Origin of the sequence: Aulosira sp. FACHB-615, assembly GCF_014698045.1 — a bacterium.
Taxonomy (GTDB): Bacteria; Cyanobacteriota; Cyanobacteriia; order Cyanobacteriales; family Nostocaceae; genus Nostoc_B.
On the sequence record NZ_JACJSE010000002.1, the window covers coordinates 337114 to 355657 of the forward strand.

16 protein-coding genes are annotated in these 18544 nt (G+C 42.1%); 12 read left to right on the plus strand and 4 right to left on the minus strand.

All coding sequences use genetic code 11. The features are described 5' to 3' along the window. Positions 1-178 precede the first annotated feature (178 nt). A complete protein-coding gene (locus H6G77_RS03745; RefSeq protein ID WP_190870870.1) occupies positions 179-3499 on the minus strand; it encodes an ATP-binding protein in 3321 nt (1106 codons plus the stop codon). Between the two features lie 639 nt (positions 3500-4138). Between H6G77_RS03745 and H6G77_RS03750 the strand changes: the two genes are divergently transcribed. The 9 genes from H6G77_RS03750 (at position 4139) to H6G77_RS03790 (ending at position 12407) form a co-directional block, all read left to right on the plus strand. After that, entirely contained in the window at positions 4139-4720 is a 582-nt protein-coding gene (locus H6G77_RS03750) for a KaiA family protein (protein WP_190671055.1), read from the plus strand. Positions 4721-4822: 102 nt separating this feature from the next. Further along, entirely contained in the window at positions 4823-5149 is a 327-nt protein-coding gene (gene kaiB / locus H6G77_RS03755) for a circadian clock protein KaiB (RefSeq protein ID WP_062294773.1), read from the plus strand. A 77-nt stretch (positions 5150-5226) separates the two neighbouring features. Further along, positions 5227-6786, plus strand: a complete 1560-nt coding sequence (gene kaiC / locus H6G77_RS03760) for a circadian clock protein KaiC (protein WP_190591918.1) — start codon at positions 5227-5229, stop codon at positions 6784-6786. A gap of 104 nt (positions 6787-6890) precedes the next feature. Further along, positions 6891-9182: a TolC family protein gene (locus H6G77_RS03765; RefSeq protein WP_396020665.1), complete on the plus strand. Its 2292-nt coding sequence runs from the start codon at positions 6891-6893 to the stop codon at positions 9180-9182. 195 nt (positions 9183-9377) lie between these two features. Next, entirely contained in the window at positions 9378-9776 is a 399-nt protein-coding gene (locus H6G77_RS03770) for a hypothetical protein (RefSeq protein WP_190870871.1), read from the plus strand. Between the two features lie 196 nt (positions 9777-9972). After that, a complete protein-coding gene (locus H6G77_RS03775) occupies positions 9973-10473 on the plus strand; it encodes a hypothetical protein (RefSeq protein ID WP_190591920.1) in 501 nt (166 codons plus the stop codon). An 89-nt stretch (positions 10474-10562) separates the two neighbouring features. Next, a complete protein-coding gene (locus H6G77_RS03780; RefSeq protein ID WP_190591921.1) occupies positions 10563-11342 on the plus strand; it encodes a photosystem II S4 domain protein in 780 nt (259 codons plus the stop codon). Positions 11343-11398: 56 nt separating this feature from the next. Continuing rightward, positions 11399-11674 (plus strand): hypothetical protein, encoded by a 276-nt coding sequence (locus tag H6G77_RS35540; protein ID WP_242048511.1) that lies wholly within the window; start codon positions 11399-11401, stop codon positions 11672-11674. After that, positions 11622-12407 carry a hypothetical protein gene (locus H6G77_RS03790; protein WP_190671056.1) on the plus strand — a complete coding sequence of 262 codons (786 nt, stop codon included), beginning with the start codon at positions 11622-11624 and terminating at the stop codon, positions 12405-12407. Before H6G77_RS35540 ends, H6G77_RS03790 begins: the two co-directional genes overlap by 53 nt. A 325-nt stretch (positions 12408-12732) precedes the next feature. Here H6G77_RS03790 and psb29 read toward each other — a convergent pair whose 3' ends face one another. Next, positions 12733-13434 (minus strand): photosystem II biogenesis protein Psp29, encoded by a 702-nt coding sequence (gene psb29 / locus H6G77_RS03795; protein WP_190671058.1) that lies wholly within the window; start codon positions 13432-13434, stop codon positions 12733-12735. Between the two features lie 306 nt (positions 13435-13740). Between psb29 and H6G77_RS03800 the strand changes: the two genes are divergently transcribed. Continuing rightward, positions 13741-14358 carry a chromophore lyase CpcT/CpeT gene (locus H6G77_RS03800; RefSeq protein WP_190671060.1) on the plus strand — a complete coding sequence of 206 codons (618 nt, stop codon included), beginning with the start codon at positions 13741-13743 and terminating at the stop codon, positions 14356-14358. Between the two features lie 75 nt (positions 14359-14433). Here H6G77_RS03800 and H6G77_RS03805 read toward each other — a convergent pair whose 3' ends face one another. Beyond that, on the minus strand, positions 14434-14802 hold the full coding sequence (locus tag H6G77_RS03805; RefSeq protein WP_190591925.1) for an STAS domain-containing protein: 369 nt from the start codon (positions 14800-14802) through the stop codon (positions 14434-14436). A gap of 399 nt (positions 14803-15201) precedes the next feature. After that, entirely contained in the window at positions 15202-16245 is a 1044-nt protein-coding gene (gene hemF, locus H6G77_RS03810) for an oxygen-dependent coproporphyrinogen oxidase (protein WP_190591926.1), read from the minus strand. A gap of 444 nt (positions 16246-16689) precedes the next feature. Between hemF and H6G77_RS03815 the strand changes: the two genes are divergently transcribed. Together H6G77_RS03815 and H6G77_RS03820 are read left to right on the plus strand one after the other, a co-directional pair. Beyond that, positions 16690-17214 (plus strand): SRPBCC family protein, encoded by a 525-nt coding sequence (locus tag H6G77_RS03815; RefSeq protein WP_190591928.1) that lies wholly within the window; start codon positions 16690-16692, stop codon positions 17212-17214. A 204-nt stretch (positions 17215-17418) separates the two neighbouring features. Then, entirely contained in the window at positions 17419-18492 is a 1074-nt protein-coding gene (locus H6G77_RS03820) for an Mrp/NBP35 family ATP-binding protein (RefSeq protein ID WP_190591929.1), read from the plus strand. Positions 18493-18544 lie beyond the last annotated feature (52 nt).

Consider the following 18544-nt stretch of genomic DNA (forward strand, 5'->3'; position numbering starts at 1 on the left):
TACCAATTTGAAAAATGATTGCGACAAATGGGTTACTGAAAAGCTCACCAGTAAGCAATTTCCCAATCCAAAATCCAAAATCTAAAATCCAAAATGGTATAAGTTGAGGCGCTGCTTGCATACATATATAATATTTGACGTGAAATGGTATCCAATGTAGAGCTTCTGTCAGTTCAAGCTAACTTTTTGCTTGTTGATGTTGTAGTAAAGCCTGATTAATATGATGCAGTAAATCTTCCATTGAGATGGAACGAGGTAAGATTTCTGTAGCGATCGCTCTGAGAGATTGATCTACATGATCTCGGTTGCTATGTTTGTTCTGCTTGATTTCTGCGGGAAAATTCCCTGGCTCACGCTGAGAACGTTGATCAAGTACTAAAATCGGTGGTAAATTTACCGTCACAAATTTTAATGCTTTCAATGCTTTTAAGACATCCTGGTGAATTGGCGCTTCTCCCAAGCAAATGAGCAATAAGTCAACGCTATTGTGGCGAATTTGTTGGTTAACTTCTGCCCAACAGCGCCCAATAGCTGCTTTTAAACCTGCTGTTTGCAGATACTGAATCAAAGCTTGAAACCATTCTGAGCCTCTTTCGCTCGTCACATGATTAGTAGCAGCATTTTTCAAGGTGCGATCGTGTCTCACCTGTTTCCGCCTGATCTGGGGTAAATCATGGAGTGTGGTCAAATCCACGACTAAAATACTTGGTGGACAGCAAATACCAGAGGCAATTTGTAATACTGACAACAACGGATCAAGTTTGTCTAAGCGACTGTGATTGTTTTTCCCAAAAGGTGTTAAGCAGGGAAATACAGACAGTCCAGGTATCTGGGAAGCTGCCAAGCTAGTAGCCACATCACAAGTCACCAACGGCAGAGCGATTAAACGCGGGTGCTGTGTTAATTGTTGTAAATAACTTTGGGCTAAGGAACCTTCTATATCTAATAAGATGACATCAAATTGCCACACCCTAGCCAAGAGTTCTGCTTGATCTAAGTTATCCACTTCTATGACCCGATGCTCACGCAATGAGGGGTGGGGGTTAATCGATGTTAATTCTGGATCAACCAATCTCAAAATTCGTAATGGTTGATTATTGGTAGTTGTGGGAGTTCTCCCAACCTCGGAAGTGGGAATTGAGGGTTTAGCACACAACTTGTCTAGCAGGGGTGCTAAAGCTTGATTTTCTATGGGTAAGCTTAAAAAACCTTCTGCTTGATTGGCAAATGCTTGCTCTTTTTCTGCACCGGTGGCGGTAATAATGATGGGGATGTGTCTTGTGGCTAAGTCAGATTTGACCAATGTCAGCACATCCCACCCGGAAAGTAATGGTAATAAAGGATTTAAAAATATCGCTTGGGGTTGTAAGCGTCGGGCTTTTTCGACGGCTTCTGTGCCGGAACGGGCGATAATGACTCGATAACCCAAACCTTTGAGTTTTTCTGCCAAATCTTCTATATATCGAGCCACAGCTTCAACTATCAGCACTAATCTTTGAGAGCAACCAGGGAGATGTTGATTACTGTTACTTGGGGAAGTCACCGCCAGGGGAACTTTTTGGGTACCCAGATTTTGTTGGGTTCTATCTTCTTGATTGCTAATTTCTGGATCAGTAAAACCTGTGGTTGGGGGACTAGGGGGTAATAAGAGTGTAAATTGACTGCCTTTGCCTTCTTGAGACAAAAAGCTGACATCGCCGCCATGTAAGCGGGCTAAAGCTCTGGTTAATACCAGTCCCAAACCAGTTCCTTCAAATTGTCTGGTCAGGGGATTTTCCAGTTGTTGAAATTTCTGAAAAATTAAATGTTGCTGGTGTTCGGGGATACCTATGCCTGTATCCCAAATTGTAAAAGCAATCCAGCCTTCCCAACGACTGACGCGCAGACCAATTTCGCCAGATATTTCGGTGAATTTAAAAGCGTTAGACAACAAATGTACTAACATCTGGCGCAGGCGCAATTCATCCGCCACCATCTGTTCTAAGCCTTGTTCAATGGCTAAGGTAAATTTCGGTACTGGGGGGCTGATATGGGCTGGGTTACTGGGGACAGTTTTGCTGCTTTGAGTGTGGATGGCGGTGACTTCGGCCAGGGCGCGATCGCACACAGCCTGTACATTCACTGGTGCGAGGGTTAACTCCATCTGCCCAGTTTCCATCCGGGTCAAGTCTAAAATGTCGTTGACCACACTCATTAAATGACGACCGCTTTGATGAATTAGTCCGGCGTAACGGGCTTGTCGTTCGTTTAATTCCCCTAATTGTTGGTCTACCAGTAACCGTGATAATCCTAAAACTGCCGTTAGAGGTGTTTTCAGTTCATGACTAATACAAGCTAAAAATTCATCTTTTAACCGATTCAATTGAATCAAGTCGGCATTTTTAGCGGCGAGTTCTTTACATAATTGTTGCTGTTCGGTGACATCAGTCCCTAAAACCAACCACAAATGATGATGATTTTCGGCGGCTACTTCTTCTAAAACTCGTAAATCTGGGCTATCTAAGGGGATTTTGGCAAATTGCCAGATGCGTTCTTGACCGTTTTGTTCTTCGACCACACAGGTGCAAGTCCCCATTTGGCTATCTAAAAAGCAGCGATTAAAAGCAGGTGAAGTTGTTGGTGATTGTGGGAGAAAATTGTTATGGGGTAAAGCTTCATGCTTCAATGCCCAAGTATGTTCTACGGAATTAAATTTGAATTGAGATAATGTGCCATCTTCACTATAGGGAACTTTCACCGCCGTTTGACTGACATATTCTGGTTGTTTGGCTGAAGCTGGCGACAGGATATGTGCGACTTGTCGCCGCACATCTTCGGGATCTTTTAAACCTCCCAACTGTTGCCACCAAGCTGGGTTTTGGGTGACGATTTCTCCCGTACTGGTTTGCAGCATCAATGGCCAAGGCAGTTGTTCGAGTAACTTGATCAGGGGTTTGTGGCGCAATGGCTGAAATGAATGAGTTTTGCGCGATCGCCAGTGAGTTTTGACTTTAGAACTGTTGGTGTCTGGGGTTTCTCTGGATACCTGACCAACTGAACTCAAGAAATTAGCGGCTGTTTTGCCTGCTTTTTCCTGGGCTAATAATCTTAATAAACGACTGCTATCTAACAAACCTAAAAATTTGCCTTCACCATCAACCAATGTGCAGTTCACATTATGGCTAGATGGGGCGGAATAGTATCGCAAAAACTGTACAAATTGCTCAACGCGATCGCTGGCTGCGAATATTTGTAATGGCTCAAAAATGCTGTGCTTCCACAGGGTTAAGGGCTGTTGCAGTAAATCCAAATATTGTTCTTCTGGGGATTCGAGCAGCAGTTTTTGGCTTAACTGGACGGAGTTTAACAACCCTATTGGTTCTTGCAGTTGATTAACTACTACTAAGCGATCGCACTGTTCTTGCTCAAAAACTTCTAAAGCCGCTACTAACGTACTTGTTTCACCACATTTAGGTACGGTTGCTAGAAAGTTATAAAGCGGGTACTGTAGCATTGACATAAGGCTTTGGGGTTAATTCTTCCTCTAGCAGCGTTGAGCTTGAGCATTGGCGATCGGATAAATCATGTTCGCGCTGACAATAACATCCTCATCAACAAACTCATTTCCCCAATTCTTGTTTGAGCCTTAAGACCATTGCCGTGGTAAATTTAATTGTTCCAGCCCTGCCTTGCTGGTTGACTTTGCCTTTGCCACTTTATAACTTTGGGGAAATAACCTAAAAGTGTTTTACTAGTGTTGTCACGTTTGATCAAGAGTGACAGCTAAAACAATTATGGCTCTCAAGACTCGCTTTAGAACCTTGAGGAATTATAATGATTTAGAATGCAAGCCTACTTTAAGTTAGTTTAAGTATCCTATCAAGGGGTGAAATCAAAAAATCTACATTCTGATGGATATACATAATATGCGAATCTCAATCAACTAATGTACCCTCTATAACGAACACCTCATCTTCCTGCTTACTTGTTTTCTGTAGTCGTTGAGCCACTATAGAAATTGGTTTATCTAGAGCGGTAATTAAGAATTGACTAACAACTTAACTAAATTATTAGTCAGATTCTCTCAAGTTTCTCTCAAACTTTGTTCAACTTAACCAACTCTGGTTGGAGTGATTCAGCAAGATGTTTAAATATATAAATGCTACTACCTATACTATTTTTCCAACCAAATGTTAAAAAAATTTTAGATAACCTAGTTCAACTAGGTACAAAACCACCATTTAACCCAAGCCGTGAGTACTCTTTTGGGCATAGTTCCGCTCAATTTAGCACATCTGCTCTTGTGTCTGCCACCACAGCTAGACTTTACTCCTTACTAAATTGGTTGCCAGCGAATCTTAATCAAAATTTTATAGACAAATATTTTTACGTGTTTGCGTGCCAGCAGCAAAAACCACAACAGGTTTTTCAGCAAATGACTCAAGTGGATCAGCAGGTATTATTACAACAAATTAAATCTGATTATCGCCAGATTCTTATAGATTACTTTACTACAGACAAAACCTTGAAAGAAAAAATCGATAAATTCATCAATACAGTATTTTGTGCTAATATTCCTGTGCCTCAAATCATCGAAATTCACATGGAACTCATTGACGAGTTTTCTAAACAGCTAAAATTAGAAGGAAGGAGTGATGAGACATTACTAGATTACCGTTTGACTCTCATAGATATCTTGGCTCACCTATGTGAAGCTTATAGATGTGCAATTTCTAAATAGGTCATTAAACATATCAGCAACAGTCATCAACACCAAAAACTATGTATTTCTCTAAAATCACTAAACTTAGATTTTAGTTTTTATGTTTAAGTTCATCTTTTTATGAATAAAGCCAGAAAAACTTATGTTCTCAAACTTTATGTCGCTGGGAACACCCCTAACTCAGTCCGGGCATTAAAAACACTAAAGAACATATTAGAGCAAGAATTCCAAGGTGTTTATGCACTCAAAGTCATTGATGTAATGAAAAATCCCCAACTAGCTGAAGAAGATAAAATCTTAGCGACACCAACATTATCAAAAATTTTGCCGCCTCCAGTGCGGAAAATTATTGGTGATCTTTCAGATCGAGAAAGAGTGTTAATTGGATTAGATTTATTGTATGAAGAACTAAGTGAAGAAGACTGGGAAGAATCCCAAAACCTTTAATCTAATTTTTTTTGCAGACAAATTAGTACCTTTAGTAAGAGAAAAACTGGGTTAAAAGCCCTATTTATGATCAAGCAATGAGTGAAAACGAGCAAAAAGAGCAGAACCCGACACCAATTGGTGGTGTAGAAAAAATTCGGACAATGATCGAGGGGTTTGACGATATTAGTCATGGTGGTTTACCAGTCGGTAGAACTACCTTGGTTAGTGGCACCTCTGGTACAGGTAAAACCTTATTATCCCTTCAGTTTTTATATAACGGCATTACTTATTTTGATGAGCCTGGTGTATTTGTCACCTTTGAAGAATCGCCTAGCGACATTATCAAAAATGCTCATATTTTTGGTTGGAACTTACAACGCTTAATGGATGAAGGTAAGTTATTCATTCTCGATGCCTCACCAGATCCTGAAGGTCAAGATATTGTCGGTAATTTTGACCTTTCGGCATTAATTGAGCGACTACAATATGCTATTCGGAAATATAAAGCCAAACGTGTGTCTATTGATTCGATTACCGCCGTATTTCAACAATACGAAGCAGTGGGAGTCGTCAGACGCGAAATTTTCCGCTTGGTAGCTCGGCTGAAACAGTTGAATGTTACTACCATCATTACCACAGAACGAAGTGAAGAATATGGCCCTGTGGCTTCTTTTGGAGTTGAGGAATTTGTTTCGGATAACGTGGTAATTGTGCGGAATGTACTAGAAGGAGAACGTCGGCGACGGACGACGGAAATTCTCAAGTTACGGGGTACAACCCACATGAAAGGTGAGTATCCTTTTACCATTACTAATGCTGGAGTCAACATCTTTCCTCTGGGCGCAATGCGCTTAACTCAAAGGTCTTCTAATGTCCGCGTTTCCTCTGGTGTCAAAACACTGGATGAAATGTGTGGTGGTGGTTTCTTTAAAGATTCGATTATTTTAGCCACCGGAGCAACCGGTACTGGGAAAACATTACTTGTAAGTAAATTTTTACAAGATGGTTGTGTGAATGGTGAACGTGCCATTTTATTTGCTTACGAAGAATCACGCGCTCAACTTTCACGGAATGCTTCTTCTTGGGGAATTGATTTTGAAGAATTAGAACATCAGGGGTTACTCAAAATCATTTGTACTTATCCCGAATCAACTGGTTTAGAAGATCACTTGCAAATTATTAAGTCAGAAATTGCTAACTTTAAACCAGCAAGAATAGCCATTGATTCACTTTCAGCTTTAGCCAGAGGTGTAAGTAATAACGCTTTTCGTCAGTTTGTGATTGGCGTAACTGGTTATGCCAAACAAGAAGAAATCACTGGCTTTTTTACCAATACAACTGACCAATTTATGGGTTCTCATTCTATTACTGACTCACATATTTCTACAATTACTGACACAATTTTGATGTTGCAGTACGTAGAAATTCGTGGGGAAATGTCGCGGGCAATTAACGTGTTTAAAATGCGAGGTTCCTGGCACGATAAGGGAATTCGTGAGTATAATATTACGGCTGACGGCCCAGAAATTAAAGATTCTTTCAGGAATTATGAACGGATTGTGAGTGGTGCGCCTACCCGCGTTAGCATCGACGAAAAGGCAGAACTTTCTCGCATAGTCAGAAGTTTTGAAGACAAAAGGAGTACCGATTCCTAAATTTGGTATCGTGCTATATCCCTTCTTCAATTTAGTATCGTGCTATATTCTGTGGTGAAGAAAAGGTTTCTGCCGCTAGATTGATTTTCGTGTGAGGGGATGCGGTGAAAGGACAGCAATTATTTCATAACAGACAGCAATTATTTCATACTTTCTTACCTGGCGTAACAATGGCGGTATTAACAGCCCAACCCGCCTTGGCTAACACAGTAAAAGTAAGTAACGTACAACAAAAACCTGCGCCTAGTGTTGTGACTTTAACTGAAAGTCATAACATAGTAGCAGATAACACTCAACTGCCTAAAACTGCAAACCAGATGTTTCCAGATGCAGGCTCTAATTCTGAGTCTACTGCCTTGAATGTGCCTACTTTAAATAGTCAAAGTCACCCAGGCACATCCACAGAAAATACTGGTATGACACTGGCACAAATACCTCAGAAACATCCAGTTGGTTTTGCCAATTCGACACCGACTTTGAATTTTTCTCCAAAGTCAGAGCCGCGTAATGCACGCAGAATTCAAAAACCCAAAAAATCAGCGACTGCGGCGAGAGAGAAGTTTAATCATACATCTGTCAATTCTGCTACTTTCCCAGTTTCTGCTATTCAAAAAAAACCTGTTTTCTTATCTTCGATTCAACAGTCCGCAGCGTCACAGCCAAATTTAAAAACTCAGTTGCCCATAGCCCAACCAACGGTATTTAAGGGTGCAGGGGCGGCGCAATTGTTAGCAGCACGCAGTTGCTCACAACAAATCGGGATATCGACGGCGCTATCTTTGTACTCTAGAGGTTGTGAGCAGCAAAAATTAACTGGAGAGCTAACGGCACAAAACAATACAGTTGCACCAGAACCGACGGAAGCAGCGCCAGACGCGACAACTGTGCCGAGTACTAGTGATTCTGGTGCTACGCCAGTGGAGACAGCACCAACAGCTACTCCAACTCCTGTTGTAGAACCTGCCAATGCTCCCCAGCCCAGCAATACTAGTCCAACGCCTGTTGTAGAACCTGCTAATGCTCCCCAGCCCAGTAATGCTAGTCCAGCTGCTACTGATGCTGTCCAAGTTCCAGAAAACTTGATTCCGACGGCTAATCCTCTGCAATTTCCGACAAAAGCCGAGGAAGTGACTGTTCAAGGTAATCAACCAATTTCTTTAGAACAGGCTTTGGCGGTAGCGCGACGGAATAATCGAGAACTACAGATATCGGTATTGCAGTTAGAACGTAGTCGAGGAGCTTTACGGGAAGCCCAAGCTGCTTTGTATCCAACTTTGGATTTGAATGCGGATATTACTCGCAGTCAGTCGGCTTCTAGTCAGCTACAAGATACGTTAAATGGTCGAGCCGGGTTAAGTTCTAACAGTGATGAACCTAGCACTGGTTTCAATGGTCAGGCGCAGTTGACGTATAACATTTATACTTCGGGAAGACGGCAAGCGGCGATTAAAGAAGCTGAGGAACAGGTACGTTTCAATGAATTGGATGTGGAACGTCAGTCTGAGGAAATTCGCCTGAATGTGACTACCCAGTATTACGACTTGCAAGAAGCCGATGAGCAAGTACGGATTAACCAGTCAGCAGTAGAAAATGCTCAAGCGAGTTTGCGTGATGCGGAAGCCTTAGAGCGTGCGGGTGTTGGGACTCGCTTTGATGTTTTGCGATCGCAAGTTAACTTAGCCAATGCTCAACAAGACTTAACTAATGCAATTTCCAATCAGCTAATAGCCCGACGACAGTTAGTCACTACCCTGAGTTTGCCACAAGATATTACTATTAGTGCGGCAGATACAGTGCAGTTAGCTGGTTTGTGGAATCGGTCATTAGAAGAAAGTATTGTTTTGGCCTTTCAAAACCGTCCAGAACTACAACAGCAGTTGGCACAACGGAAAATTAGCGAACAACAGCGCCGACAAGCCTTAGCAGCGAATTTACCACAATTGAGTTTTATTGCTAACTACAACTTGTTGGATCAGTTTGACGATAGTGTCAGCATTACTGATGGTTATTCTGTTGGGGTGAGAGCAAGTTGGAACTTGTTTGATGGTGGTGCAGCACGGGCTAGAGCATCTCAAGCCAAAACCAATATTGCGATCGCAGAAACCAACTTTGCCGAGCAGCGTAACCAAATCCGCTTCCAAGTAGAACAGGCTTTTTCTACCCAACGGTCTAATTTAGACAACGTGCAAACCGCTAACACAGCCTTAGAACAAGCCAGAGAAGCTCTACGTCTGGCGCGGTTACGCTTCCAAGCTGGGGTGGGTACACAAACTGATGTAATTAACTCCGAAACTGACTTAACAAGAGCAGAAGGTAATCGAGTCACCGCTATCTTAAATTACAACCGGGCTTTAGCTCGATTACAGCGTGCAGTTACTATTAGGTCATTTCGTTAATTAGTCAGTAGTCAATGGTCAATAGTGATAGCAGGTTACAGGTGATAGAGTTAAAAGTCTTTGACTGTCATAAGTTTGATTGTTCACTGATGTCTTAACCACCTGGACTACTGTTATATCGCTGGAGTTGAAATTTTTAACTCTTGACTATTGACTCTAGACTATTGACTATGGACTATTGACTACAGACTACTCATGACTCAAGTGACATCTCAAGAAATTGCCTTATTTCGTTCTCAGTTAGCAGATGATCCTGTAGCTATGGAAGCACTGGATTTGATTGAAGACTGTGAAGGAGATTTAGAAGATGCAGCTATGACACTCGCTATCAAAGCCGGACAAGAACCAGAACAAGCAAATTCTGAATGGTTGGATGCTTTGGCGAAAAAGTGGCGGGCGGTAATTTGTGAATCAGAATTTAGAGAAGAATTGTTAAATAGCTCGATTTTAGGGATGATGGCACATCTCAAAACAATGCCTACCTTCCCTAAAATTTTGGCGACACCAGTTTTAATCTACGTCCTCAAGCAAGGTGTGAACAATTTTTGTGAACCACTGGATAGGATTAAGTTGGAAGTAGGGAGTGGGGAGTAGCACCTCGACTTCTCCTGTCGGAGACGCTGCGCGAACGCTCGGCGACCAAGGCAGAAGGCAGACAGGGAGCAGGGGGAGAAATTTTACTCAGCACTCAGCACTTCAGACTCAGCACTCCAGACTCAGCACTCAGCACTTTTTTCCTGATACCCTGTTAATTAAGGCGAACTTCTTTCAGGAAACTGTTGTTAGATCAATGAATTACCTTGTTGCTGTATTACCAGACCGTATCCAAGCTGAAGCTGCTTATTTAGCACTAGAAAAAGACAGCATCAATAGCACAATCTTAGGTAGGGGATATAAAACTGCTGACGAGTTTGGTTTGATTGATCCCAAAGAGCAAGCTAAGAAGCAAGCAAAACTGATGACATTTTGGTTAGTACCGTTTGGTTTTTTTGCTGGTTTTACCTTCAGTTTCATTACTGGGTTAAATACCTTTGCTTGGGCTGGTGAAATTGGTAATCACGTTGTTGGGGGATTACTGGGGGCTGGTAGTGGCGCTATGGGTGCTGTGTTTGTTGGTGGTGGAGTAGGTTTGATTACAGGTAGTGGAGATGCGCTACCTTATCGCAACCGCTTGGATGCTGGTAAGTATTTAATCGTGGTTCAGGGTTCGGAAACTCTGACTCGCCAAGCCACCAGAATACTACGTCAGTTTGAGCCAGAAAATATTCAAGGTTACGCTGACGCTAAATAAGGCGAAACAGGGGTGGAAGGGTGCAGGGGTGTAGGTGTGAGAAACGGGTGTAAGCTTAACCAAAGACCATTGACAATTGACTTTTAATAATGTTGCCACGAGAAGAACTTTTAAAGGGTGTAGAAAATCGAGATACTGTTGCGCGTGTGATTGATCAGGCGGAACAGGCGATCAAAACTTGGGAAGTGGTGTTGACGGATTTTTTGTCTCCGCCAGAATTAGCAGAAATTCAACGGGTTTTTAATCGATTAACTGAAGTGCAGTTATTGGCTTGGGGTGGATATCCCCAAGCTGAACGCCAACGAATTGCGATCGCTCGTGGAGAAATTCCCTTAGATCAATCACAAGTGGCTATTGTGGCTTTAGAAATTGCGGGTAATTTTTTATTCGATACCGCCAGTCACCGTGATTTTTTAGGTGCAATGTTGGGAACCGGAATTGTGCGGGAGAAGACAGGAGACATTATTGTTTTAGGCGAGCGAGGAGCGCAGGTAATCGTTGTGCCGGAAATGGCAGAATTTTTAGAGATGAATCTGCAACAAGTACGCTCAGTTCCCGTAAAAACCCAACCAATTGACATTAGCGAGTTAAAAATTCGGGAACCCAAGAAAAAAGAATTAACAACTGTAGAAGCTTCTTTAAGATTAGATGCGATCGCCAGTGCTGGTTTTGGCATGTCTCGCAGCAAAATGGTAGATTTAATCGATGGTGGCGATGTGCGCGTTAACTGGAAGGAAATTACCCAAGCTAGTTTTCAAGTCAAATCTGGTGATTTAGTTGCTATTCGCGGTAAAGGGCGTTTAGAAGTGGGCGACGTGGCGATTACTAAAAAAGACCGTTACCGTGTTCAACTGACACGATATATGTAACATAATAAACGGGTTTGAGTTTGTCTTATTGTTAGCAACCTCTGGTTTGTTCGGTAATGATTACTTGCAAAAGCCGCTTTTACATCCAAGTACCACAACATTTGACTACGGATGAACAACAGAATGCAATTGAGCAGGCATTGATTACTTGGAAACGCGATCGCATTTTACGGAATATGATAATTTGGGTTGCGATCGCCCAACGCAACAATCTGGGTTACAGTATTACTTACGGAAATATTATGCTTCCAGTGACAAAAATATACTGTCAGGTTATCTATGCTGCGTTTATCATATCAAGCTTTAATTACACCTTTAATATTCTGTTTTAGCTTATTAGGAATTAGCGCCCTGCAATTCCCTCGATTACAATTACTATTAACTAACAAACAAGATATTTCGTTAGAGGTTTTACAAAAAGATATCAAAGCTGAACATCTCCGGTTAAATTTATTAAAAGAGATACCTAGTTTTGGTTATGACAACTTGATAGCTAATTGGGTTTATCTCAATTTCTTACAGTACTTTGGTGATGATGAAGTACGCGAAAAAACAGGTTACAGTCTTAGCCCAAAATATTTTGATATTATTATTAAACATGACCCAAGATTTTTAGGAGCTTATGTCGGGCTTTCTACTAGCACTTCTTTGTATGCTGCTATGCCAGAACGCTCGATTAAATTAATGGAAGAGGGTTTACGTAGTATGACTCCCCAAGTTCCAGAAAAATCTTACTATATATGGCGTTATAAAGGTATTGATGAATTATTATTTTTAGGAAATTATCAGGCCTCACAAAATTCTTTCATTATGGCAGCTAATTGGGCAAATAACTATTCCGATCCAGAAAGTAAATATATAACTCAAAATTCTTATCAAACTGCTTTATTTTTGAGCCAAAATCCTGATAGCAGGTACGCCAGAATTACTACCTGGGCAATGATATTAAATAATGGAGTAGATGAAAAAACTCGTAAAAGAGTCATAAGCGAAATTGAGGCGTTGGGAGGAAAGGTAATTAGCACTCCAGAGGGTAACAAAATTTCTTTCCCTCCCAAAGATTGAAAAAAAGTGTCTGAATCAATTATTCAGGATTCAGAAGAGTGCTGTTAATAGGCTATTTATAAAGTAAATATTAAGTAGGGTGTGTTACGGCTATACAAGGATATTGGAACTTATACCATTTTGGATTTTAGATTTTAGATTTTGGATTGGGTAAGGGTTGATTGGTAAGCTTTTGAGCCATCCATTTGTCGCAATCATTTTTTAATTTGGTATTAGAAAAGTGAGAATGAGCCGTAACGCACCATCTTTATTGGTGCGTTCAGCATTACTATAAAGCACCCTAGAATTTAAGGTTTACTTAATAAATCATCTCTAACAATGTTAGCTATTCGTTAGCACTAGGGGGAGTAGCTGGTGCAGTCTGTTGACGCTGTTCACGTTTTTTGCGGTCAGCTAAGAGCATATCTGCCATTACTGCTAGTGCTTGCGACATTTTCTCTAGATTAGCGCGATATAACTCCAAATCTTTGTTGAGTTTGTCTTCCGATAAATGCAACCCAGCCGCAATTGTTTTGATTGCGTCATTGCGTTGCTTGTCATCTTTTACCAAGTCTGGATCTGATTGTTCTAGTAAGGAAAATAGACCAATGGCAAACAAGCGATTGTACTTAAACTGAGAATTGTTAGCGATCGCTTGCAATTGTGATTGTAAATCAGGATCACGGTCTGAATGATTAGCCTGACTCAACCAAGCAATTAAATCATTGACTGCGAAACCTTTCGCCAAAGCTTGCAACCTTTCAGCATCCTGTCTATATCGCTGTGAGTCTTGCTCTACAGCTTGACAGATAGCCTGAAAAATTGATTCTTTGTCCCTTTCTGGTTGATAGCCTTGCATAAAGCGGTCAAAGGTTGTGACAACGCCCAAGGCATAAATTGGATTGTAACTAAAATCAACATTTACTGATAGCAGGTGCATTTCCACCATCAACTCTTCTACTACCCGACGATAGATTGTGTTGATAGGGCGGGTATGTAAGGAGTAGAAAGTTCTCTTGGTATCAGAGACAGTACGGACGTTATTCACAAAAAAAATATTAAGAATGTTAAGGGCGAAGTTATTTTATTGTCTCCCTTAAAGGCTACTTTGCCAAGTTCGGCTTTCTCATCAGAATCTTTGGTTAATTTGGTAGCATAAGGGAAATCAACGTGATCAACGCAGAATTTACACCAAATTCTTTCAGATTGGCGAATTAATAACTCAGTTTGAGCCAGAGGGAGAATTGCTTATTTCGCGGTATACCCTCAGTGATGGCTTTGAGTTTCCTACTGAATTTATTCTGCTTCCCGAATTATTTTTGATCCAAATATTTTGAATTGTGCATCTCAACTTATGAGCCTTTCACCGCTTCTCATGACTCTGGGTAATTATATAGCTGGAGAATTTGACAATCGAGAACAAGCTTTAGCCGAACCTGCTTGGTATGTCCATTTACGGATGTGGCAAAGACCTGTAAACTTATTCACTCAAGACAGCATTACCTTGTTTGCCGAACAAGCGAATATTGTCAACTTAGACCGCCCTTATCGCCAGCGAATTATGCGGTTAATGGCAGGGAAAAATTGGGATGCACCTTTGCAAGTCCAGTACTATATGCTTAAAGATCCAAGTGCCTTAAGTGGCGCAGGTCGTAATCCTGCTTTACTCAAGACACTCACAATCGAACAATTAGATTTATTACCAGGGTGTGTGTTGACACTGACCCAGGAAGAATTAACTCCCAAAAACTATAAGTTTGTCGCTACGCAACCAACCGAGACTCGTTGCTGTTTTAATTATCAAGGCAACAATGTACAAGTTTCCTTGGGGTTTGCAGCTACAGCAGCAGAATTTTACAGCTACGACAAAGGCATTGACTCGGAAACTGGCAAAGCAACTTGGGGAGCGATTTTAGGGCCTTATCGCTACACTAAACGGGAACAGTATTCTCTTGATGGTGCTGAGTGCTGAGTAAAAAGCCTAACTGTTAGCCTTGAGCAGTTTTCTCACAGGTTGTTAGTGCCGTTATTCATACTCAGCACTTAATTAACTGGCAATACTCCGAGGAACACCTTCTAAGGCTTCCTCTTCTGTTTCAAAAATTTCAAATACTGTGTCCATCATCGTAACTTCAAACACGAGTTTGGCTTCTGGGTGTACGTTGCAAATGCGGAAACTGCCTTTGACTTTATCCGCATCGCGCATCCCAGCTACCAAAGAGGTGAGGCCAGAACTATCAATAAAATTTACTTGCCCAAGATTCACCACTACATGGCGACTCAACTTAGAAATACATTCCTGCAACTTTAAGCGAAACTGCCAAGCTGTGGTGATATCCAGACGACCAGCTGGTGCTAAAACTATGACGGTGTTACCGTCCTGGGTGGTATAGGTTGTTTGATCTATTTTTATCACTAAAAATCCCCGTGGCACTCATTTTCAAATTGACTATTGCTGGATTGAGCCTGAGATTGGTGAGTCAAACAACTTACTTTTTTGGTAATTCTGACTTTCGGAGGCACGAAAGCTTGACAGAAACTTGGTAAATTAGTTGACTCACCGCTTAAGAGGACTATCCAGTGCTGACACTTGAGATAAACAAGTTATAGCTAAAATAGTCACCTATTTACTAGGTGCTTACCTTTAGTAGTGTAACTCACTAAAAAAGTGCTGAGTACTAATGAAAGTGCTGAGTTGAAAGCTCTGAGTGCCAAGTAACGAATATGCAAAATTTTATATTCCTATACAACGCACCCAATACTGAACTTTCTCGGCAGATAAATTTCACTTGGGGGGATTATATTGTATGTGATCTTAGGGGGTTGCTGTCCAATTGATCCAATCTTGCGGCTTGAGGAAAGTATTATACAATTCGGCTTCGGGGGAATTGGGTTCTGGCTGATAACCATATTCCCAGCGTACTAAGGGCGGTAAGGACATGAGAATGGATTCGGTGCGGCCGTTGGTTTGGAGTCCAAAAATGGTGCCACGGTCGTAAACCAAGTTAAATTCCACGTAGCGGCCGCGTCGGTAGAGTTGGAAGTTGCGCTCGCGATCGCCATATTCTATTTCATGTCGCCGTTCTACAATTGGTACGTAAGCTGGTAAAAAAGCTCGCCCACTGCTATTGATAAAAGCAAATAAATCTTCCCAAGTCCGTTGCCCTACTACTCCTACTTGGTCGCTGTAATTTGCTGCTGGGCCTTGGGGGTTGGGGCCGCGATATAAAGTACCTTGACCATCTTGATAATCAAAGAACAAACCGCCAACACCCCGTGTCTCGTTGCGATGTTTGAGATAAAAATACTCATCACACCACAGCTTAAATACTGGGTAATATTCGGCGTGGTGTTCGTCACAAGCCTGTTTCACAGTTTTGTGGAAATGGGCTGCATCTTCGGCGAAGGGGTAATAAGGTGTTAAGTCAGCACCACCACCAAACCACCAAACGGGGCCAGCTTCAAAATAACGGTAGTTTAAGTGAACTGTGGGGACATAAGGGTTGCGTGGATGTAACACCAAAGAAGTACCTGTAGCATAAAATTGGTGTCCTTCCGCTTCTGGACGTTGGGCTAAAATCGAGGGCGGCAGGTGAGAACCCCAAACTTCAGAAAAATTTACACCTGCTTGTTCAAAAATTCTGCCCTCACGCAGTACACGCGATCGCCCACCACCACCCTCTGGACGTTCCCAAGCATCTTCTTGAAACTTACCCACACCATCTAACTCGGTCAACGCTTGGGTAATTTCGTCTTGCAGCTGTTTCATAAACTGACTCACCCTCGCCTTAGCATCCGTTGGCGGCAAGAACTTGGATGAGGCTGCTTTTACTGTTGGGGTGTGCGAATTAGTCAACATAGAGATTCCCGAACCTTAATTACAATTGCCAAAAACCCAGAAATTTTCCGTTAAAAATTGGTAGACAATAAGAACTGTTTTTTTAGCTCGACTTACTCAAACTACTTTTTTCTTAGTTGTCACACTTTTAAACGATTGATGTGTATGACTAGAGTTATTTTCCCTCAAATGCGTATAGGCTTGTATATTGACTCAGTTTTTTTTGTACTTCTTGATGGGAACATTCTGGTGTTAGCTCAACTTCTGGCAAGTTAGTATATGCCGTACTGATGATGGTGATGCCCTGCAAGCCTCGGTTTCCAGCCTTAGCAACCTTGTTATCATCTGTGACTAATTGGTACTTGCTATGCCGCAACCAATATTGAGAAATGTTAAGTCAGGGCAATTATGATTGCTCACCAGACCAGAGTTACCAGCAAGTCTGTAGCGAGGAGGATAAGGCAAATGCGAGGTTGGTTATCAAAATTCATCCACCGCAAACGTCGGCGCTTTTGTGCGTCTTTAGTCAGGACGTATCGAGAGATTAGTGACGCTTCTGTAGATGAACTGTGGCAAAAAGTAGTTGACTTAACCGATGTATCCTGGCATCCCCTACTCAAAAGTACGAATGTCCCCTACGGATTAGTCCCCAAACCCGGATTAATTTACCAAGCAGTCACTCGCGTTTCGCCCTTTCCTATCCGCATCTTTGTAGAACGGGTCAATCCCAGAGAACTGTTGAGTGTGAGAGTGCTGGCAATTCCTGGCGTGGAAGAGAGAATTACTTATCAAGTGGAATCTACGGTGTGTGGAACTTGTTTGTCTTATTCTGTCACCCTCAAAGGCTGGCTATCTCCCCTGATTTGGTCATTTTCTCGCCCCTATGCTGATCGGGTGGCACGTTCTTTAGTTGAAGCCGTAGAAAATGCCGCAGTGCAAGCGGTATCTAGTAAGAAAAAACCTTTGAATGATGGTTGTTTTGATTTTTAGAAATGAGGGAGTGGGGAGTGGTGAGTTGGGAGTAGGGGTTGGAGGTTAGAAGCCAAAGCCGAAATTTGGTACGGCGAAAATTATTTTTTCATCTTTGACTCCTACTCCCCACTCCCTATTCCCCACTCCCCAACAAAGTTAAGATTCTATTAGGTAAGAATAAAAATTTCTTAAATTTTTTACGGCGGTAATGCTGAAAACACTATGTACGATGTCCTTGATTCCCGTTCTGTCTTAGAAGTATTGCGGCCTGTGCAAGACCCAGAACTCCGTAAGAGTCTGGTAGAACTGAATATGATTCGCAACGTTAACATTGACGGTGGCAAGGTGAGCTTTACTTTGGTTTTGACCACACCAGCCTGTCCTTTGCGTGAATTTATTGTCGAAGATTGTGAAAAAGCTGTTAAAAAACTCCCAGGCGTGACGGAAGTCAAGGTAGAAGTCACAGCCGAAACACCCCAGCAAAAAAATGTCCCCGATCGCAATGGGGTTCCTGGGATCAAAAATATTTTGGCAGTTTCCAGTGGTAAAGGTGGTGTCGGTAAAAGCACAGTGGCAGTAAATGTCGCCGTCGCCCTTGCCCAAACAGGGGCGAAAGTTGGTTTGCTGGATGCTGATATTTACGGCCCCAACGATCCCACCATGTTGGGGCTAGGAGATGCTCAAATTACCGTCCGTTCCACAGACAAAGGTGAAGTGTTAGAACCCGCCTTTAATCATGGAGTCAAATTAGTCTCAATGGGCTTTTTGATTGACAAAGACCAGCCGGTAATTTGGCGGGGGCCGATGCTGAATGGTGTGATTCGCCAGTTTCTTTATCAAGTGGAATGGGGCGAACTAGATTATTTAATTGTGGATATGCCGCCGGGAACGGGTGATGCTCAGTTAACTTTAGCCCAAGCTGTACCAATGGCGGGATCTGTAATTGTGACTACACCACAAACCGTCGCTTTATTAGATGCTCGGAAAGGATTACGGATGTTTCAGCAAATGAACGTCCCTGTTTTGGGAATAGTAGAAAACATGAGTTACTTTATTCCCCCGGATATGCCAGATAAACAGTACGATATTTTCGGTTCTGGTGGTGGTGAAAAAACTGCTACAGAATTGGGAGTGCCTTTATTGGGCTGCGTCCCCTTGGAAATTTCCACTAGAGTTGGTGGTGACAGTGGTGTGCCGATTGTGGTGTCTCAACCAGATTCGGCTTCGGCTAAAGCCTTAAAAGCGATCGCCCTGACTATCGCCGGTAAAGTATCAGTTGCTGCACTGACGGCATAAATTTTTAATTTTGTCTGATTCCTGGGCAATTGCCTAGGAATACAGATTATGA